This window comes from Synechococcus sp. CBW1006 (assembly GCF_015840525.1).
Classification (GTDB): Bacteria; Cyanobacteriota; Cyanobacteriia; order PCC-6307; family Cyanobiaceae; genus CBW1002.
Genome location: NZ_CP060396.1, coordinates 3,481,574 through 3,500,176, shown reverse-complemented (window position 1 = coordinate 3,500,176; position 18,603 = coordinate 3,481,574). Strand labels below are relative to the sequence as shown.

The following is an 18,603-nucleotide window of genomic DNA, read 5'->3' as shown; positions in this document are numbered from 1 at the left end:
GGCACATAGAATTGGATTTGGAGGAGTCCTGACTCAGTAATCGCCTCCCTAGGGCTATCTCCTCTCCGGTAAGGGCCCACCACAGACGAGGCAGTACTGCATCATGGGTAAGGCCATCCCTGGTCGTGGTGGTGGTCGCAGTGATGAGAGGAGCGGAGCCCATCGAGGACAAAGCAAGCGGGCCAGGCCTGCCCGTCCTCACAGTGATGTTTCGAAGGACTCGAACTTTTCGCCCACCTCCGTCGGGCTGGCTGAGCTGGAGGCACCTCTCGATCTGATCGAGTGCAATGACCTCTCGATTCGGCGACCCGATGCCGTACAAGCTTGCGCAGCCGTACTCATCTTCGCCGAGGGAGAGCATCCCTTGGTGGCAGCCTCGGAGAACTGTGCGGCTCTGTTTGACCTCAGCCTGCCGGAGCTGTTGAAGCGCTCACCTGAGCAGCTCTTCGGTGGGGAGGCTGCCGCCGTTCTCGCCGGGGTGTTGACCCAGGATCGAGGTCTTCAGAATTTTTCCCTCGAGACCAGCAGCGGTCTTTCCCTTCAGGCGAGCTGTTTCTCCTGCAGGCCCTACGTGGGGCTCTGCCTGGAGCACCCGAGCCTTGCGGACCATGCCGGTCGGCAAGAGGAGCCGAGTCCAACGGAGCTGTTGCGATCCATCACCACCGCCACTTGCCTGCTACAGACGATCGATGAAGCCTCGGAGGATGGATTGGAGCCTTTCTCCAACACCATGGTGAACGTGGTGCGCACCATCACCGGATTTGACCGGGTGATGCTCTATCGCTTTGATTCTGATTGGAACGGCATTGTCATTGCTGAAGATCGGGCCCCAGAGGTGGCGACCTCCTACCTGGGATTGCACTTTCCTTCTTCGGACATTCCCAGGGCAGCGCGGCAATTATTTCATGCCAATTCGGTACGCACCTTGGTGGACATGCAGCGCCCAGCTTCAGCTCTGCAGTACACCAAGGCGTATAGCCAGGCTCAACCTGTCGATTTGGGCCAATGCCATTATCGCGATGTGTCGGATGTTCATCGTCGCTATCTAGTCAACATGGGAGTGCGTTCTTCCCTCACTTTCGCATTGTCAGTCAATAACAAGCTCTGGGGGCTGATTGCCTGTCACAACATGGACCGCTCCCGGCAGATCAGTCCCACTCAGCTGGTCATCTTCAAAAGTTTTAGTGACATTATGTCAGTGGGGCTCTCGCGGATCTTGGCGCGGCAAGAGAAGCAGGCTCTAGATGAGATCACGAGACTTTGCAATTGGATTCGCGATCAGTCGGCCAAGTCAGTTTCCACTAACTTTGTAGAGGTAATTCTCAGGCCAATCGTTGATCAACTGCCTGATCTTATCGGTTGCGATGGATTTGTCTACATCTCTCCGACGGTACTGTTTTCCAGTGATAACGCTCCCAGTGCTTCCGGCATCGAGAAAGTGCGTTGTTTCTTTCGTGATTGGTCGCGTCATCAGCAATCATCCAGTCTAATCACAGCACGTCTGCGTGATTACGGTGTTTCCCTCTCCAGTTCAGATCAAACGAAGGCTGCTGGTGTCATTGCGATTCAAAATGCTGATGATGCTACGAAGATGTTGTTATTCCGCCGACCCCGATTATTCTCTAGCACCTGGGCTGGAGATCCGAAGCATCGTGTGGTCAGGCTTGAGGGTGGTGGTGGGCTTGACCCCCGTTCCTCCTTTGAACGTTTTGTCGAGGAAAATCATCACAGCTGCTTGGAGTGGACCCTGGCCGACCAGGCCGTGGCGTTCCAGCTGTTTGATACGCTCAGCCATGCTCAATTTGTGATGGATCGCCGCGACAGTGTCGAGGCACTGAAAATCGCGAAGCTAGAAGCGATTGAGGCAACCGAACGCATGACTCATGCAGCCATGCACGATGAGCTCACGGGATTGGCAAATCGGCGCATGCTTGAGATTGAACTGCAAGGCTCGATTGAACGGAGTCTCCTCAGCCTCGATGAGCCTGAAGCTAAGCTCACGGCACTATTGCATCTCGATCTTGATGGATTCAAGCGGATGAACGATACCCTTGGTCATGATTCAGGTGATCAGTTGCTGGTCATGGTCGCTCATTCAATTCGTGGATGCCTTCGGCGCGAAGATCTGGCGGCGCGAATGGGTGGCGATGAGTTCATCGTACTAACTTCTTGCGGCCGAAGTAAGGATGCTATTGAAGCATTGGCTTCGAGATTGCTTCAGGTTCTGAGCAATCCAATCCAGATTTCGGGTAAAGTCTGCCGGATCAGCGCAAGCATCGGCATCGCGATTGTCAATCGCCAGGATAATTCGTCCTCAAGCCTGCTGCGTCGAGCGGATATTGCTCTGTATGAGAGCAAGCGAAAAGGCAAGGGCTGTTATTCTTTCTATGATGAAAATCTCGATAAGGCTTTTAATCAGGAAGTTCAGCTTGCCGAGGAATTTGAGATCGGTTTTTCCCGATCCGAATTGCTACTTTATTACCAACCCCTCTTTCGTGCCGATTCTCGCCGCTTGGTAGGGGCTGAGGCTCTGGTGCGCTGGAATCACCCCAGGATGGGATTGCTTGCACCGGGACAGTTCTTCAATGCTGTGGATCAGGCCAGGATGATGGCCGCATTAGGAGTTTGCTGAAAAACCAACCCACGAGCCAGTTTTCCACAGGCATCAGTGGATTTCCGGCTCAAAAAGACGGATCGGCGGCTATCAGAGCCGCAAACAGCCCGATTTCGGCATCGTTGGCCTCTCTGCAAGGCATTGGTTGAGGCCTATTGGGCACACCTCTGGACAACGGGCTGTTCATGCCGCCTCCATCGCGGGCTTGAGCAGGTTGCCCAGGCGGATCAGGTTGTAGGCGATCACATGCAGGCCAAACACGGCGCCGACCTTCTCGGTACCGCGCAGTTTGAACTGGCGCAGCCCTCCGAACGCCTTGATCCAACCAAACACCTTTTCGATCCCCCGGCGGGCGTTGATCGATTTGGAGTAGCCCACGTGACGGGTGGTGCGGCCATCAATGGCTGAGCCACCGCTGCGGGCCGTGTTCTGGGCCACGTGGGGCGTGACACCGATCCGCCGCATCTCAGCGACAAACCCTTTGGTGTCGTAGTTCTTGTCGGCGCCGACGGTCTTCTGGTGGGCACCGGTGAGGTCTGCTGCCATCTCTTTGGCGGCATCCCGCTCACCGGTGCCCGTGGCCTGGGTGACGCGGCAATCGACGATCAGGTCGTGGCGGTTGTCCATGAGGACATGGCCCCGATAGCTCAGCTGCGCTGGATGGGCATTCGATTTCCGGGCCAGCCGTGCCTCAGGATCGGTGCTGGAGCGGTGGGTCTCGTTGCTGAGCTTGATGCCGCGAAAGTCCCCTTTGGCGCGCTTCTTTCCCTCTTTGGGAGCACCGAATCCTTCGCCAGGACCTGTGGGCGGAGGCGGAGGATCCTCCTGGCCATCGATCCGCTCCAAGGAAGCGTGTGACGCCCAGGCCTGGAGCAACGTGCCGTCCACCGAAAAGTGCTCGTCACTGAGCAGCGGTTTGACCTCGGGTGCTCCCATCAGCTTCTCCAGGAACAGCCCCATGACGTCGTCAGTGAGGAGCCGATCACGATTCTTGGTGAATGTGGTCGGATGCCAGATCGCATCGTCAGGGCTCAAGCCCACAAACCAGCGGAACAGCAGGTTGTAGTGGACCTGCTCCAGCAGCAGCCTCTCGGAGCGGATGCCGTAGAACGCCTGCAACAACGAGGCCAGCAGCAGCTGCTCTGGCGGCACCGATGGTCTCCCTTCTGAGGCATACAACCTGCAGAAGGTGGGATTGAGTCGATCGAGGGCCTGATCCGCCAGCTTGCGAATCCGCCTGAGTGGATGGCTGGTCGGGATCCGCTCCTCGATCGAGACGTAGGAGAACAAGGAGCCGCTGCGCTCCTGCTGACCTCGCATCAAACCTGGGGCAGTTGCCCTATTTTCGCAGAGGCGGCGGGGTTTTTCAGCAAACTCTTAGATCATTTCTCCCTGAGCCAGGCGCGTGACGATCTCCGGAGATGGATGGAGCAGGGGTTGTCGCTGAGCAAACTATCCGTGAATGTGTCTGCGGATCGGTTGCTATCACAGGATCTTGTCAAGCACGTCCGCGCTCTGGACTTCCCTGATGGGGTACTCGTGTTTGAGCTGCTTGAGTCGATTTATCTGGATTATCCCGATCAGGATCTCCTGGACAAGATCCGCGACCTGCAGGATCTGGGGGTACGAATCGAGCTGGACGACTTCGGCACAGGACGCACCTCTGTGATCAGCCTGATGTCCGTCAAACCCTCCGGCATCAAGCTGGATCGAGGCCTGGTGATTCCAAGCCAGGAATCGCAAGACGCTCGGTGTCTGATGAAATTGGTGGTCGATATGGGCCACTCACTGGGGATCTCCGTAACGGCAGAGGGAGTGGAAAACATGGGAACCGCAAAGCTGGCGCACGACTTTGGATGCGACATGTTGCAAGGATATGGACTGGGAAGGCCAATGCCCCCAGATCATTTCCTGGGCTTCGCACTGAAAAATCATGCAGAAACTATGGCCTAGATCAGCATGCACCCTCATCATGCCAAGACCGAAACTAATAATATGATGGCGTGATCCCAGCCGTTTCATTATCTCTATTAAGCATCATCAAGTAATGCTTATTCTGTTCACGCGCTCGTTTTTGATGCAAATCCCAGCTGCTTAAGTGGGCAAAGTAGATACAGGATCAAATGACTGCGAAATGAGTGAATTGATCGTGCTGATAAATAATCAACGAACTATTTGAGATCAGTGCAACTCACAACGGCTCGGACGTCATTGAGCCAAAGGAGTTGATCCGTTGGGCGCTTTTCAGAGTGCGCCGCGACGGTAAAAGAGGATGAAGATCACGGCCGGCCCGGCAATGGTGATCAAGGCCAGGGCAGCGAAGTTGGCAATCAGGTGAAAATCAATGCCCATGAGGGGTCAGGTCGGTTGTGGATTTGCCCCGCACTCTACGGATGGCCTGGGGGGAGGTCCTGACCTGCGCGTTGATTGTGAAGCGATGTCACAACCGCCCGGCTTCGGGCTGCCAACCCGCTGTCTGCGAGGCCCCTCGCCATGCTGATCGCTGGAATCACCATTTTCTTTGCATGAGTAAGCCGGAACGCTGGCAGTGCATCGCCTGCTGCGGCGCCTGCTGCCGGCTCGATCCCAGCCTGCGCGAGGACGCGATCGCGGCGCTCAGCGACGAGCAGCGCCGCACGTACCTCGCGATGGTGGGCGAAGACGGCTGGTGCATCCACTACGACACCGGTGCCCGTCGATGCCGGATCTACGAGGATCGGCCTGATTTCTGCAGGGTTGAGAACCTCATGGCCCTGTTCGGCGCCGAGGCCGGTGAGGCGGATGCCCTGGCGATCGACTGTTGCAAGCAGCAGATCCGCAGCGAATACGGCGGCCGTGGCAGGGTGATGCGGCGATTCCGGCGCGCCATTCGCCAACGGCCATGAGCAGCACCTCCGGCAGCGACAACAGCCACGCCGGCAGCTGGGGAGCTGCCTTCCTCACCACAGCCACCACCGTGTTTCTGGCGGAGCTGGGGGACAAGACCCAGCTGGCCGCCCTTCTGCTGTCGGCGCAGTCCGGTCAGCCGGTGGTGGTGTTCATCGGGGCCTCCCTGGCCCTGATCAGCTCCAGCCTGGTGGGGGTGGTGCTGGGCCGCTGGCTGGCCAGTGTCATGCCGGCCCATCAGCTCGAGCGACTGGCCGGGCTGGTGATGGTTGCTCTGGGGCTCTGGCTCGGTCGCCAGGCCGTGCTTCACCTGTCTTCGCTGCACCCTGACCTGCTGCATCTCCCCCAGATCCAGCCCTGAAGGGCCTCGCACCGAGGTCTACCCCTGTGGCTTCCTTCGAACTCCCGCCCTTGCCATGCCGCTCGCCCTCCTGGCTTCAACCTTCGCCACGGTGTTTCTGGCGGAACTGGGCGACAAGACCCAGCTCGCCATCGTCACGATCAGCGGCACCTCCAGCCGCCCCACGGCGGTGTTCGCCGGCAGTTCCGTGGCCCTGGTGCTGGCCAGCCTGCTTGGGGCGGCTGCCGGTGGCTCCCTGTCCAGTGTGGTGCCCACCGATCTGCTGCAACTGGTGGCCTCCCTTGGCTTTCTGGTGATCGGCCTGCGCCTGATTCAGCGCTCCAGGGTCAGCGAGGACGACCTGGCCGGTGGCGAAGCACTGGCCGGTGACGATCTGGTGAGGGTCGACGGGGTGGTGTCCAGAGCTCAGGAACCCCCGGCCTGAGCGATCCGATCCCCGGCTTCACATCGATCCGGCACTGAGATCGTTCCTCCTGGTTGGTCGACTGGCTGGTCGTCTGGTTGTTCGCCTGGGTTCTCCCCTGGTCATGGTCTCGGCTTTGTTGTGGGGCCAGGGTCGGCTGCTGCCTAGAGTCTTGTCGAGAAAAGCATCGCTGCCGCGCCCACGCTTCACGGCCGGACAGCTTCGGTGCCTTTTGCCGTCACGGTTCCACCAGCGCACCCTCGCCGCATGAAGTTCACGGTCGCCGACCTGCTCGACCAGCTCACACCCGACAGCACCGTGCCCGTGGCACAACTGGAGAAGGCCCTCGGTCTCTCCGGAGAGCCTGAGCAGCAGCACCTGCGCATCGGCCTCGATGGTCTGGTGCGTCTGGGTCTGCTGGAGGAGAGCGAGGCCGGTCTGCAGCGGCGCCAGGATGACACCCTGATCGAGGCGAGGCTGCGCTGCTCGAGCAAGGGCTTCTGCTTTGCCCTGCGGGATGACGGCGGCGAAGACATCTACATCCGTGACCACCAGCTCAACCACGCCTGGAACGGCGATCGGGTGCTGGTGCGCATCACCCGCGAGGGTGGCCGCCGCCGTTCACCCGAAGGCGGCGTGCAATGCATTCTGGAACGGGCCACCAGCAGCCTCCTGGCCCAGGTGGAGGAGCAGAACGATCGGCTGTTGGCCGTGCCGCTTGACGATCGGCTGCTCACCAGCCTGGAGCTGCCCAGTGCTGATGCCGTTCACCTCGACCCCAGCCAGTCTTCGGTGGTCGAGGTCATGGTGGACCGTTACCCGGTGGGCCAATTCGCTCCCCAGGGCCACGTGGAGCGCCAGCTGCCCATCCACGGTGGCGTGGAGGCCGACCTCGACCTGCTGCTCACCAAACATGGCTTGCGGGAGCGGCCTGCCGCACCGCGCGCCACCCTCCGGACCCCGGCTCCCAAGGATCGGATCGATCTCACCGCGCAGACCACCCTGCTGCTGGAAGCCTGGAGCAGCGAGGCCCCGGGGCTGCCGGCGCTGGCTCTTGAACCCCGCGAAGACGGCGCCGGCTGGCGACTGTGGGTCCATGCCCCCTGCGTGGCGGAACGCCTGGCCCTTGGCTCCTCGCTGGATCTGTGGCTGCGGGAGCAGGCCGAGGCCTTCTGCGTCGGTCCCTCCTGGCTGCCCCTGCTCACCCCTGCCCTGGCCAAGGCGAGTGCGTTCCAGCCCGGCCGCAGTGAGTCGGCCCTCTCGGTGGCCCTTGATCTCTCCCCCGACGGCGCGCTGGAGCATTACCGTTTCAGCAGGAGCACAATCCGCCCCACGGCACGGGTCGACCTGGCCGCCCTCACGGCCCTGGCGGAGCGCAAACCCAAGGCCCGCACGGTGCCGGCCGGCCTCAAGGCGCTCAAAGATCACATCCCGCTGATCGAACAGCTGATTGGTGTTGCTGAGCTGTTGCGCCAGCGCCGTTTGGCGGGGGGCTCGATCGATCTGGCCCTGCCGATGCCTGCGATCCCCGGCCTTGGCGATCTGCTCACCCCTGGCCCCGATGGCGCCAGCCAGGGCTGGATGGTGGACCTGCCGCTGCAGCATCCCGTGGCCCTGCTGCGGGAAGCCGTGTTGCTGGCCCATCGTGCTCTGGGGGGGCACCTGGCCGCCCTGAACCTGCCGGCCCTGTATGCCATCAATCCAGCCGCCGAAGCGAGCGAACTGAACGAGGTGGCCAAGGCTGCCCTGGCCCTCGAAATCCCCCTGGAACTCTCGGCTGAAGGCAATGCCAGCGCCGCCGAGCTGGCCGCCGCCTTCGCCGCCACCGACCGCAGCCGGGTGTTGCAGCAGCAGTTGCGCGACACGCTGGAGCCTGTTCAGATCAGCGAGGTGCCGGGTCCCAATGCGGTGGCAGGCGAGGAGGTGGCGGTGGCTCCCTGGTGTTGCCCCGGTCTGCACTACGCCGACCTCTGGAACCAGCAGCTGCTCACCAGCCTGCTGGTTGATGGCAAGGATCGCCCCACGGTCCGTCACAAGGTGACCGTCGATCTGGCCAGTGATGCCTGCCGTTCCGCCACGATCGATTGGTCGTTGCTCACTCCCAGCCAGCTGACTCCTTATCAGGAGGCGATCGCCCACGGCCTGGCCCAGAGGCTTCAGGGCCGGGCTCGCTTCCTGCAGGAGGTACAGAGCGATGCCCTCGCCATGGCCCAGGCCCGGCAGGCCGAGCCGCTGGTGGGTCAGGTGATGCCGGGGGTGATCAGTGGCGTGCAGAGCTACGGGTTCTTCGTGGAAGTGCCGCCCTCCCAGGTGGAAGGTCTCGTGCACGTCAGCTCCCTCAAGGACGACTGGTACGAGTACCGGGCCCGCCAGAACCGATTGGTGGGGCGTAAGAACCGCCGCACCTACATGTTGGGCGATGCCGTGGAGGTGGAGATCCAGAAGGTGGATGCCCTGCGCCATCAGATCGACCTGGTGGTGCTGCTGCCCGAAGGCGATGACCTGACAGACAGCAGCGAGATGACCAGTAGCTCCGGGCCTGATGCTCTGGGTGCCTCCTCCTTCGACAGCCCTGGCTTCGCCGCCTCTGCTGACGGGACTTCCCAGTTCGGTGCTGACGAGGACGAATCCTCCAGCGACGACGACCTCAGCCAGGACTGAGCGCGTGACCCTGCCGGTGGTGCTAGCCGTGTCCGGGGCCTCCGCTCAGCCCCTGGCTGAACGGGCCCTGCAGCTGTTGCTGCAGGCCGGAGAAACCGTGGAGATGGTCACCAGCCGTGGCGCCATCGGGGTCTGGCAGGCGGAACTGGGCCTGCGGGTTCCATCCGAACCCGACCTTCAGGAGCGGTTCTGGCGTGAGCGCACCGGTTGCAACGGCGGCCAGCTCCGCTGCCACCGCTGGAATGACCAGGGGGCGGCGATTGCCAGTGGCAGCTACCGCACCCGCGGCATGGTCATCCTGCCGGCGAGCATGGGCACGGTGGGGCGGATTGCCTCGGGCGTGGCCCTCGATCTGGTGGAGCGTGCCGCCGATGTTCACCTCAAGGAGGGCAGACCGCTGGTGATTGCCCCGCGGGAAACTCCCTGGAGCCTGGTGCATCTGCGCAATCTCACGGCCCTGGCCGAGGCCGGCGCTCGGATCGCGCCGGCCGTTCCCGCCTGGTATCAGCAGCCCCGCAGCCTCGACGACATGGTGGATTTTCTGGTGATCCGCGTCTTCGACGTGCTGGGTTACGACCTGGGCCCGCTCAACCGCTGGCAGGGCCGGCCGGCGCTGCGTTGAATCTGCATTGCATTGCACCTGTGCTGTGTTGAGTCCCTGCCGAGCTGATCCCCTGCTGTGACTCCGCTTCTGCGTCGCCTGCTGTTGCTGCCCTTGCTGGCGCCCCTTCTGGCGGTGCTCGTGGTGGCTGCCCTCAATCCCCGTCCGCCCTTGCGGCTGCGGCTGCTGCTCTGGGTCAGCCCGCCGCTGCCCAGCGGGCTGTGGCTGGCCACCGCCGGCCTTGCCGGAGCGGCCCTCAGCGCCACCGCCACGGCCCTGGCCCTGCGGGGGGGATCATCAGGCCCCACTGCGGCGGAGTCGCCGCCGTTTACAGCAAGGCGTAGCTCCCGCACGGGTGCCGAGGCCGGTTCGGAGTCCTGGTCGGAGGGGGCTGGTCGCCAGGAACCCTGGGACGCCCCCCCTCCCGGCACTGCCGGGCCGGGCCGCTCCCCCGGCGAACCACCGCCGACTGTGAGTGTTCCCTATCGGGTGGTGCGGCAGGGATCGGCAACGGCCCAGGCGACCACGACAACAGCGGCCCGTGCCGCGTGGACAGCTGAGCCGAGGGCCGCTGCCTCCAGGTCCGCGGGCGCCGCATCCTCGGATGGGTCCAGCGCAGACCTTGGAGACTGGGGAACCCCGCCGCCCGGCGAAGACTGGTGAGCAGGTACTCCGTCAGGACTGCCTAGAGTCGATACCAGCACCCCGCTACGAGGCCAGCTCCGGTGAGCGATTCCGCCAATCCCGCCCCTCAGCCTGCCGCCAGCCCGGCTCCTGCCAGCCCAGCCGCCGCTGCTCCTGCTGCTGCCGCTGCTGCGGCGAAGCCCAAGGCCAAGCCACCGGCCCCGGAAGACCAGCCCTTCGCCAGCTTCGTGCCGGACCTGCTGCTGCCGGCCCTGGCCAAGGAGATCGAGGCCTATGGCGGCCCAACTCCCGACCTTCGCTTCTGCGAGGGCCCGATGCCGGTGGTGGGCAGTCCATGTTGGATGGTGCAGGGCAGCCTGCCGGGGGATCGCCGCTTCTGGCTCTGCTTCACCCAGCCGGACATCTCCAGCGCCAAGACCGTGGCGGTGGCCGAGTCGGGCAGTGAACCCAGCCTGCTGGAGTCGTTTCTGATCGACGAGCGCAAGATCACGCTGGCTCTCCTGGTTTCTCGCCTGGTGCAGCGGCTGAATGGCCAGAAGTGGCTCGGCCCGAACTGATCACTGCCTCCAGATCGAGACGCACTGTCACATCCAGTCGGCAGCGGAGTTGCCCCCACTACGATGGGGCCACGCTCGATGCCGACCTGCGCGATGGTGCCACCCGCTGCCACGACCGCCCCAGCCGCAGCCGCGATCCCCGATGCCGCCATCGGCACCGCGGATGCGCCGGCGTTCAAGGATCCGGTGAAGGACACGATCCTGACGCCGCGCTTCTACACCACGGATTTCGACGCCATGGCGGCGATGGATCTGCGGCCCAACGAGGTGGAGCTGGAGGCGATCTGCGAGGAATTCCGCAAGGACTACAACCGTCACCACTTCGTGCGGAACGAGGAGTTTGAGGGCGCGGCCGACAAGCTCGACCCTGAAACCCGCAAGGTGTTCGTGGAGTTCCTTGAGCAGAGCTGCACCTCCGAATTCTCGGGCTTCCTGCTCTACAAGGAACTCAGCCGTCGGATCAAGGAGAAGAATCCGCTGCTGGCGGAGTGTTTCGCCCATATGGCCCGCGATGAGGCCCGGCATGCCGGCTTCCTCAACAAGTCGATGAGTGATTTCGGGCTGCAGCTGGATCTTGGCTTCCTCACCGCCAACAAGGCCTACACATTCTTCAAGCCGAAGTTTATCTTCTACGCCACCTATCTCTCCGAGAAGATCGGCTACTGGCGTTATATCGCCATCTACCGGCACCTTGAGCAGCACCCGGAAAGCAAGATCTTCCCGATCTTCAACTTCTTCGAAAACTGGTGTCAGGACGAGAACCGCCATGGCGATTTCTTTGATGCCCTGATGAAGGCCCAGCCCGACACCGTGCGCGGCTTCACCGCCCGCCTCTGGTGCCGCTTCTTCCTGTTGGCCGTGTTCGCCACGATGTATGTGCGCGACGTGGCCCGCAAGGAGTTCTATGAAGCCCTGGGGCTCGATGCCCGCGATTACGACAAGTACGTGATCGCCAAAACCAACGAGACCTCCGCCCGCGTCTTCCCCGTGGTGCTGGATGTGGAGAACCCCAAGTTCTACGAGCGCCTTGAGCGCCTCGTCCAGAACAACGCTGCCCTCGCCGCTGCCGACAGCTCCGAGGCTCCCGCTCCGATCAGAGCCCTGCGCAAGCTTCCCTTCTGGGCGGCCAACGGCCTGGAGATGGCGAAACTGTTCCTGATGGCGCCCATCCGCAGCGAGCGCTTCCAGCCGGCGGTGCGCTGAGGCCGGGCTGCCTGGCTAGCCTCACTGCCATCACCACTGGTCTGCAGCCCGCTGCGACTGGCCGGTGATGGCTTTTTGATTTCTGCAAGACACCGCCTTGGTCGCGTCCCTCCCCAGCAACGCTCCAGCGGCCGAGGCGCCGCGCGCCAGTGCCGGCCCTTCCGGTTTTGATGCCAGCTGGAGTGGTCGCCTGGAGCCTCTGCTCAGCGCCGGCCGCGGTGCTGGTGCCGATCTGGTGGAGGTGTTTCTCGAGCGCACCGACCACCTTGGCGTGCTCGCCGAACAGGACACGATCACCAACGTGAGCCCGGCCTTCGGCATGGGTGCCGGCATCCGCGTCTTCCTCGGGGAACGGGATGGCTTTGTCTCCACCAATGATCTCAGTGCGGCGGGTCTGATGGCCGCCCTTGATCAGGCTCTGGGCATGCTGGCTCTGGTGCGCAGTGTCCCGGATCGATCCCCCTTTGAGGGTCTTCCCGGTCTGCGTGACTTTGGTGCCGCCAAGCTCGACTGGCTCGACCGCTGCCCCGACCTGCGCGAAGCCACCCATCGTTTGCTGGAAGGCACTGATCGGCTGCAACGGCATGGCAGCCACCTTCAGGCCCGCCGCGGCAGTTACGCCCGCGACTGGCAGGAGGTGCTGGTGGCCGCCAGCGATGGCACCTTTGCCCGCGATATCCGGCTGCATCAATCCGTGGGACTGAATGTGCTGGCCGCCGATGGCGATCACCGCGCCGGCGTGGGACGCCGCTACGGCACCTCCGGCCGACCGGACGACCTGCGCCAGTGGAACGCCGAGACCTCAGCCCAGGAGGTCTGTGCCAGCGCCAGCACCATGCTCTACGCCGACTACGTCGAGGCCGGACAGTGCCCGGTGGTGCTGGCCAACCGCTTCGGCGGCGTGATCTTCCACGAAGCCTGCGGCCATCTGCTGGAAACCACCCAGGTGGAGCGGGGCACCACTCCCTTCGCCGACCGGGTCGGCTCCGCGATTGCCCATGAGGCCGTCACCGCCATCGACGAAGGCCTCAGCGATGGCGCCTTCGGTTCCCTCTCGATGGATGACGAGGGCATGGAGCCCCAGCGCACCGTGCTGATCGAGAATGGCGTGCTGCAGCGTTTCCTCAGCGACCGCGCCGGCGAGCGGCGCACCGGCCATGCGCGCACCGGCAGCGGCCGGCGCCAGAGCCATTCGTTTGCCGCCGCCAGCCGCATGCGCAACACCTACATCGCCGCTGGACCCCATACGCCCGCTGAGCTGATCGCCTCGGTGGATCGGGGTCTCTACTGCAAGGCCATGGGTGGCGGCAGCGTCGGACCCACCGGCCAGTTCAACTTTGCCGTGGAGGAGGGCTATCTGATCGAGAACGGTGAACTCACCAAGCCGGTGAAGGGCGCCACCTTGATCGGTGAGGCCAAGGAGGTGATGCCCCGCATCTCCATGTGCGCCGATGACCTTGAACTGGCTGCGGGCTTCTGCGGCTCGGTGAGCGGCAGCATCTTCGTGACCGTGGGCCAGCCCCACATCAAGGTGGATTCGATCACCGTGGGAGGCCGCTGAGTCATGACCCGCTCTCCTTCCGGTCTCGATGCCGAGACCCTCCGCTCCCGCCTCGATCAGATGGCCGCCCGTTCGGGCATTCGCCAGTGGGATCTTGGTGCCGCCTGCAGCACCGACACCTCGGTGCAGGTCGACCGCGGCGAGGCGAAGCAGATGAAAGGGGCTCAGCGCAGCTCCATCACCGTGCGGGTCTGGAACGACGACGGCCTTGTGGGCATCACCAGCACCTCTGATCTGTCCGATGCCGGCCTGGAGCGGGCCCTGGCCGGTGCCAGTGAGGCCAGCGCCTTCGGGAATGCCGACGACATCCCCGCCTTCTCGCCCCTGGCCACTGCGCCGTTGCAGCCCCTGGATCAACCGATCAAGGACCCGGTCAGCATCCTTGATCTGCTCGCCACCCTCAAGGATGCGGAGCACCAGCTGCTGGAGAGCCATCCCGCCATCGACACCGTTCCCTACAACGGTCTGGCCCAGCGCAGCAGCGACCGCATCTATCTCAACAGTGCCGGTGCCTGCCGCCAGCAGCAGCTCACCACTGCCAGCCTCTATCTCTACGCCCGGGCCGAAGAAGCCGGCCGCAAACCACGCAGTGCCGGTGCGGTGCGCCTGGCCTACGGCGCCGCTGACCTCGACATCGCCGGCTGCATCGAGGAGGCCGCTGGGCTCACGGCCTCCCACCTCGATTACGCCCCGATCGAGACCGGCCGTTACACCTGCGTGTTCAGCCCCGAGGCCTTTCTTGATCTGATCGGCGCCTTCAGCAACCTGTTCAATGCCCGCGCCGTGCTCGATGGCGTCAGCCTCAGCAACCGGGAGTCGCTGGGGGAGTCTCTTGCCGTTCCCTTCCTCGACCTGCACGACCACGGTCGCCATCCCGGCAACATCGGCGCCTCTGCCTTCGATGGTGAAGGCACACCCACGGCCCGCTTGGCCTTGCTGGAGGGGGGCGTGTTGCGCCATTTCCTCCATTCGGAAGCCACCGCCCGTGCCTTTGGTGTGGCTCCCACGGGCCATGCGGGCATGGGTGCCAAGGTGTCGGTGGGTCCCGATTGGTTTGAGATCGGTCCCACCCCGGGCAGCGGCGGCGGCCAGCAGGGCCTGAATCGCTTCACCGCTGCCGATCCGATCGTCTGGATCGACTCACTCTCGGCGCTTCATGCCGGCGTCAAGGCCAGCCAGGGGTCGTTCTCCTTGCCCTTCGACGGCTGGTTGCTCAGACGCGGTGAACGCCGCTCGATCGAGGCCGCCACCGTGGCCGGGGATATCCGCCAGGTCTTGAAGGCGATCGTCGGTTTCGAGGGGGAGCCGCAGATCACCCCGGATGGGGTCTGCCCGCATGTCTGGGTGGAAGGGCTTTCGATCACCGGCGAGGCCTGACGCTCCGGCCCCGCGATGGCGTTGAAGATCCTGTTCTGGGGCACTCCTGCCTACGCAGTTCCCAGCCTTGATGCCCTGGTGGCAGCAGGCCATCAGCAGGTGGGCGTGGTGACCCAGCCGGATCGGCGGCGTGGCCGTGGCAAGGCGCTTCAGCCTTCGCCGGTGAAGGCACGGGCCCTGGAGCTGGGCTTACCCGTGTTCACACCCGAACGGATCCGACGCGAACCCGAGTGCCAGGCCCAGCTGGCTGCCCTCGGCGCCGACCTCTACGTGGTGGTGGCCTTCGGCCAGATCCTGCCGCCAGCGGTGCTGTCCCAGCCGCCGCTGGGCTGTTGGAACGGCCATGGCTCCCTGCTGCCTCGCTGGCGTGGCGCCGGCCCGATCCAGTGGAGCCTGCTGGAGGGGGATGCCGAGACCGGCGTGGGGATCATGGCGATGGAGGAGGGGCTCGATACCGGGCCGGTGCTGCTGGAGCGCCGTCTGCCGATCGGCCTGATCGAGAACGCCGAGCAACTCGGCCAGCGGCTCAGTCAGCTCACCGCCGAGCTTCTGATCGAGAGCCTGCCCCTGATCGAGGCGGCCGGATCCGGCCCGGAGGCGGAGCGGCTGCAGCGGCTCGGGGTACGGACTCAGAGCGAAGAGGGCACGACCTACGCCCGCATGCTCACCAAGGACGACCTCCAGATCGACTGGGCCAGCTCGGCCCTGACCCTGCATCGCCAGGTGATGGGCCTCTACCCCGGCGCCGTGAGCCAGTGGCGGGGCAAACGCATCAAGCTGCTGGCCACCGAGCCTCTGGTGCAGCGCCTGCGCGACCAGCTCAGCGAAGCGGGGGCGGCGTTGTGTGATCGCTGGAGTCAGCCAGGAGTGCCAGAGCTCCCCACGCAGTCAGGAGTGCCCGATCCTTCGAGTGAGGCCGTTCCTGGCACGGTGCTGGCCGTGGCACAGGGGGTGGGACTGGTGATTGCCACGGGTGGTTGTCCCGTGTTGCTGCGCACGGCGCAACTGGAGGGCAAGGCTCCTGCGGCGGGCCAGAGCCTGCTGCAACAGCTGGGGGCCCAGCCAGGGGATCGCTTCGGCGTCTGATCCTGGCTCCGACGCGCTGGCCCAACCGGCGTCTGAGCCTTGATCAGGCTGCCGTTGCCTCTTCTTGAGCCGGAGTTTCAGACAGGGATACCGTGGCTGGCAGTCGTTCGGAACGTTCGGCAGGCATCAGTCCCACATCGACACCCAGGTGCTGATCCGGGCGGCCGGTGATCAGCAGGGCCGTGCGCTGGCGGGTGGCGATCTGCCACATCCACTTGCTGAACAGCGCGATCCGGTTCTCCGTGTCGGGGATGAAGGCCAGATGGGCCAGGGCCCAGACGATCCAGCCGGCCAGGCCGGTGAGATGCAGGCCGCGCAGATCCGCCACGGCATACCAGGGGCCGATCACCGCCATGCTGCCCAGATCCATCCAACGGAACGGTGCATGGGGCTGGTCGTTGAGCTTGGCGAGCAGGTCGCTGGCCACCCAACCGCCCATCTGCACGGCCGGTCCGGCCATGCCAGGCACGGCTTTGCTGTCCTGGGTGTGGCTGTAGCAGCAGAGATCACCCACCACCCGGATTTCGGGATGGCCCGGCACCGAAAAATCCGGGTTGACCACCACACGACCGCCCCGATCCAGCTCACAGCCGGTGGCGTCCGCCAGACGCTTGCCCAGCCTTGAGGCCCGCACACCGGCCGTCCAGCAGATGGTTGCCGCTTCCAGCTCGTCTACGAGTTTGGTGGCGGTGCTGCGCATCAGAACCCGGCCGGGCTGAATGCTCTCCACCATGGTGTTGAGCCGCAGATCCACCCCCTGACGGGTGAGATAGTGACCGGCATCGGCGGATAGGGCTGGCGCCATGGTCGGCAAGACCCGATCCACCGCATCGAGCAGCACCACCTGACAGTCTTCGCGCTTCAGTTGTTTGAAGTCGCAGCGGACGGAGCGGTGCATCAGCTCGATCAACGAACCGGCCAGTTCGCAGCCGGCCGGACCTGCCCCCACCACCACGGCGGTCTGCAGAAAGCGACGGCGTTCCGGATCGCGGGTCTGTTCCGCTTCCTCGAGGGCCATCAGCAGGCGCCGCCGGATTTCATCGGCGTGCTCCAGGATCTTCATCGGTGGCGCCAGCGGCCGCCACTCCTCGCGGCCGAAGTAGGTGCTGCCCGACCCGCTGGCCAGGATGAGGTGGTCGTAGCTGAGGCGGCGATCGTTGAGCACCACTTCGCGCTTGTCGGCATGGATGTCCACCACCTCGCCCAGCAGAATCTGCAGGTTGGGGGCCTGCCCCACCATCTGCCGCAAGGGTGAGGCCACATCGGCCTCGGAAACCAGGCCTGAGGCCACCTGGTAGAGCAGGGGCTGGAACAGGTTGAAGTTCCGCTTATCGATCAGTGTGACCCGAACATCCTTGTTCTTGAGGGTGTGGCAAACCTTCAGACCCGCAAACCCACCACCCACCACCACCACATGGGGACAGCTGCGCAGCGACTCCTGGGGGGGATCGAGTTCGAGATAGTAGTGCTGGTTTGCCATTGCCGGCTCAGGGATAGCAGTTGGGAACAAAGAACTGCTCATTCATCGGCGGCCGTTGGTAATCACCACCGCTCTTGCGAGGTGGGAGTTCAATGGCTTCGGGCGTCATGTCCTTGTATGGCACCTTGCTCAACAGATGGCGGATGCAGTTGAGCCGGGCGCGACGTTTGTCATCCGCCTCGACGGTGAACCAGGGTGCTTCGGGGATGTTGGTATGCAGGAACATGTCGTCTTTAGCCTTGCTGAATTCCACCCAGCGATCCCTGGATTCGAGATCCATCGGGCTCAACTTCCAGCGGCGGGCAGGATCCTGGAGCCTGGAGCGGAACCGTGCTTCCTGCTCGTCATCGCTGACCGAGAACCAGTACTTGATCAAGGTGATGCCACTTCTGACCAGCATCCTTTCGAATTCGGGACAAGACAGCATGAATTCATCCACCTGTTCAGGCGTGCAGAATCCCATCACCCGTTCCACGCCGGCCCGGTTATACCAGCTGCGATCGAACAGAACCAGTTCGCCAGAGGAGGGAAAATTCTCGACGTAACGCTGGAAATACCATTGATTTTTCTGCCTGTCCGATGGGGTCCCCAAGGCCACCACATTGCAGCCCCGGGGATTGAGGGGCTCCGTGATGCGCTTGATCGTGCCGCCTTTTCCGGCAGCATCGCGGCCCTCAAAGAGGATGATAATGCGATAGCCAACATGTTTGATCCAATATTGCATCTTCACCAGCTCCACTTGCAGCCGTTCCAGCTCTTTCTCGTACAACTTGCGATTCAGTTTGGGTTGCTTGCCTTCGGAATTGACGGAGAAGTCGTCGAGAATCGGCGATGGATGGTAGCGGTCAAGGGAGACAGCCTTGCTGGGTCCATGCTTGCTCTTGCCACTGATGAGATTGTTGGCTTTCTTCTTTTTCTTCTTCTTTTTTTTCTCCTTCATGCCATTCTTGATTTCCTTCTTGTCTTTGGCCGTTTCGGTCAGGTCCATCTCCAGTTCATTGTCTGCCATAGGGACGAAGTCGATCGGCGGCATTGACCAAGTTAAGCCCCCTGGGCCTTCAGCCGTTGGCCATCGTCGCTACAGCATCTCAAACCCATCACTATTTGCGTGATCTCGACGGAATCAAGTGGTGTCGTTCGTGTTGTTCTTTCAAGACTTCAGGTCGAA

Annotated in this window: 17 protein-coding genes; 13 read left to right on the top strand and 4 right to left on the bottom strand. The window is 63.3% G+C overall.

What is annotated here, in order from left to right:
* Window positions 1–103: 103 nt before the first annotated feature.
* The gene (locus H8F26_RS17300; protein WP_197156068.1) at window positions 104–2,632 is read left to right on the top strand and encodes a sensor domain-containing diguanylate cyclase; all 2,529 of its coding nucleotides are present in this window, start codon (window positions 104–106) and stop codon (window positions 2,630–2,632) included.
* A gap of 165 nt (window positions 2,633–2,797) precedes the next feature.
* Here H8F26_RS17300 and H8F26_RS17295 read toward each other — a convergent pair whose 3' ends face one another.
* Window positions 2,798–3,934: an IS5 family transposase gene (locus H8F26_RS17295; protein ID WP_197153730.1), complete on the bottom strand. Its 1,137-nt coding sequence runs from the start codon at window positions 3,932–3,934 to the stop codon at window positions 2,798–2,800.
* Between H8F26_RS17295 and H8F26_RS17290 the strand changes: the two genes are divergently transcribed.
* Window positions 3,860–4,567 carry an EAL domain-containing protein gene (locus H8F26_RS17290; protein WP_197156055.1) on the top strand — a complete coding sequence of 236 codons (708 nt, stop codon included), beginning with the start codon at window positions 3,860–3,862 and terminating at the stop codon, window positions 4,565–4,567. The two genes, H8F26_RS17295 and H8F26_RS17290, sit on opposite strands and share 75 nt — an antisense overlap.
* Before the next feature lie 291 nt (window positions 4,568–4,858).
* On the opposite strand, the gene psb30 is transcribed toward H8F26_RS17290, so the two are convergent.
* Window positions 4,859–4,966, bottom strand: coding sequence for a photosystem II reaction center protein Ycf12/Psb30 (gene psb30 / locus H8F26_RS17285; protein ID WP_197156052.1), 108 nt, complete (start codon window positions 4,964–4,966; stop codon window positions 4,859–4,861).
* Between the two features lie 173 nt (window positions 4,967–5,139).
* On the opposite strand from psb30, the gene H8F26_RS17280 reads away from it, so the two are divergent.
* The 11 genes from H8F26_RS17280 (at window position 5,140) to fmt (ending at window position 15,955) form a co-directional block, all read left to right on the top strand.
* Complete coding sequence (locus H8F26_RS17280; protein ID WP_197156049.1) at window positions 5,140–5,499, top strand: YkgJ family cysteine cluster protein; 360 nt, start codon at window positions 5,140–5,142, stop codon at window positions 5,497–5,499.
* Window positions 5,496–5,861, top strand: a complete 366-nt coding sequence (locus tag H8F26_RS17275) for a TMEM165/GDT1 family protein (RefSeq protein WP_197156047.1) — start codon at window positions 5,496–5,498, stop codon at window positions 5,859–5,861. The genes H8F26_RS17280 and H8F26_RS17275 overlap by 4 nt, the downstream gene beginning before the upstream one ends.
* A gap of 55 nt (window positions 5,862–5,916) precedes the next feature.
* The gene (locus H8F26_RS17270; protein WP_197156044.1) at window positions 5,917–6,285 is read left to right on the top strand and encodes a TMEM165/GDT1 family protein; all 369 of its coding nucleotides are present in this window, start codon (window positions 5,917–5,919) and stop codon (window positions 6,283–6,285) included.
* 246 nt (window positions 6,286–6,531) lie between these two features.
* Window positions 6,532–8,925, top strand: coding sequence for an RNB domain-containing ribonuclease (locus H8F26_RS17265; protein WP_197156043.1), 2,394 nt, complete (start codon window positions 6,532–6,534; stop codon window positions 8,923–8,925).
* Between the two features lie 4 nt (window positions 8,926–8,929).
* On the top strand, window positions 8,930–9,547 hold the full coding sequence (locus tag H8F26_RS17260; RefSeq protein ID WP_231605321.1) for a flavin prenyltransferase UbiX: 618 nt from the start codon (window positions 8,930–8,932) through the stop codon (window positions 9,545–9,547).
* Window positions 9,548–9,604: 57 nt separating this feature from the next.
* Window positions 9,605–10,189 (top strand): hypothetical protein, encoded by a 585-nt coding sequence (locus tag H8F26_RS17255; protein ID WP_197156038.1) that lies wholly within the window; start codon window positions 9,605–9,607, stop codon window positions 10,187–10,189.
* Between the two features lie 62 nt (window positions 10,190–10,251).
* On the top strand, window positions 10,252–10,728 hold the full coding sequence (locus H8F26_RS17250; protein WP_197156036.1) for a DUF2996 domain-containing protein: 477 nt from the start codon (window positions 10,252–10,254) through the stop codon (window positions 10,726–10,728).
* 93 nt (window positions 10,729–10,821) lie between these two features.
* Window positions 10,822–11,931: a magnesium-protoporphyrin IX monomethyl ester (oxidative) cyclase gene (gene acsF, locus H8F26_RS17245; protein ID WP_197156034.1), complete on the top strand. Its 1,110-nt coding sequence runs from the start codon at window positions 10,822–10,824 to the stop codon at window positions 11,929–11,931.
* A gap of 190 nt (window positions 11,932–12,121) precedes the next feature.
* Entirely contained in the window at window positions 12,122–13,492 is a 1,371-nt protein-coding gene (locus H8F26_RS17240; protein WP_231605662.1) for a TldD/PmbA family protein, read from the top strand.
* Between the two features lie 3 nt (window positions 13,493–13,495).
* On the top strand, window positions 13,496–14,869 hold the full coding sequence (locus tag H8F26_RS17235; protein WP_197156029.1) for a TldD/PmbA family protein: 1,374 nt from the start codon (window positions 13,496–13,498) through the stop codon (window positions 14,867–14,869).
* Window positions 14,870–14,890: 21 nt separating this feature from the next.
* Entirely contained in the window at window positions 14,891–15,955 is a 1,065-nt protein-coding gene (fmt, locus tag H8F26_RS17230) for a methionyl-tRNA formyltransferase (RefSeq protein WP_197159311.1), read from the top strand.
* A gap of 43 nt (window positions 15,956–15,998) precedes the next feature.
* Here fmt and H8F26_RS17225 read toward each other — a convergent pair whose 3' ends face one another.
* Together H8F26_RS17225 and ppk2 are read right to left on the bottom strand one after the other, a co-directional pair.
* Complete coding sequence (locus tag H8F26_RS17225) at window positions 15,999–17,435, bottom strand: NAD(P)/FAD-dependent oxidoreductase (protein ID WP_197156026.1); 1,437 nt, start codon at window positions 17,433–17,435, stop codon at window positions 15,999–16,001.
* A gap of 7 nt (window positions 17,436–17,442) precedes the next feature.
* On the bottom strand, window positions 17,443–18,375 hold the full coding sequence (gene ppk2 / locus H8F26_RS17220) for a polyphosphate kinase 2 (protein ID WP_370594717.1): 933 nt from the start codon (window positions 18,373–18,375) through the stop codon (window positions 17,443–17,445).
* Window positions 18,376–18,603 lie beyond the last annotated feature (228 nt).

Bases quoted from the DNA above. Each gene is read 5' to 3' on its own strand.
- H8F26_RS17300 (WP_197156068.1), top strand. From the start codon at position 104: ATGGGTAAGGCCATCCCTGGTCGTGGTGGTGGTCGCAGTGATGAGAGG.
- H8F26_RS17290 (WP_197156055.1), top strand. From the start codon at position 3,860: ATGGCTGGTCGGGATCCGCTCCTCGATCGAGACGTAGGAGAACAAGGA.
- H8F26_RS17295 (WP_197153730.1), bottom strand. From the start codon at position 3,934: ATGCGAGGTCAGCAGGAGCGCAGCGGCTCCTTGTTCTCCTACGTCTCG.
- psb30 (WP_197156052.1), bottom strand. From the start codon at position 4,966: ATGGGCATTGATTTTCACCTGATTGCCAACTTCGCTGCCCTGGCCTTG.
- H8F26_RS17280 (WP_197156049.1), top strand. From the start codon at position 5,140: ATGAGTAAGCCGGAACGCTGGCAGTGCATCGCCTGCTGCGGCGCCTGC.
- H8F26_RS17275 (WP_197156047.1), top strand. From the start codon at position 5,496: ATGAGCAGCACCTCCGGCAGCGACAACAGCCACGCCGGCAGCTGGGGA.
- H8F26_RS17270 (WP_197156044.1), top strand. From the start codon at position 5,917: ATGCCGCTCGCCCTCCTGGCTTCAACCTTCGCCACGGTGTTTCTGGCG.
- H8F26_RS17265 (WP_197156043.1), top strand. From the start codon at position 6,532: ATGAAGTTCACGGTCGCCGACCTGCTCGACCAGCTCACACCCGACAGC.
- acsF (WP_197156034.1), top strand. From the start codon at position 10,822: ATGGTGCCACCCGCTGCCACGACCGCCCCAGCCGCAGCCGCGATCCCC.
- H8F26_RS17235 (WP_197156029.1), top strand. From the start codon at position 13,496: ATGACCCGCTCTCCTTCCGGTCTCGATGCCGAGACCCTCCGCTCCCGC.
- H8F26_RS17225 (WP_197156026.1), bottom strand. From the start codon at position 17,435: ATGGCAAACCAGCACTACTATCTCGAACTCGATCCCCCCCAGGAGTCG.
- ppk2 (WP_370594717.1), bottom strand. From the start codon at position 18,375: ATGAAGGAGAAAAAAAAGAAGAAGAAAAAGAAGAAAGCCAACAATCTC.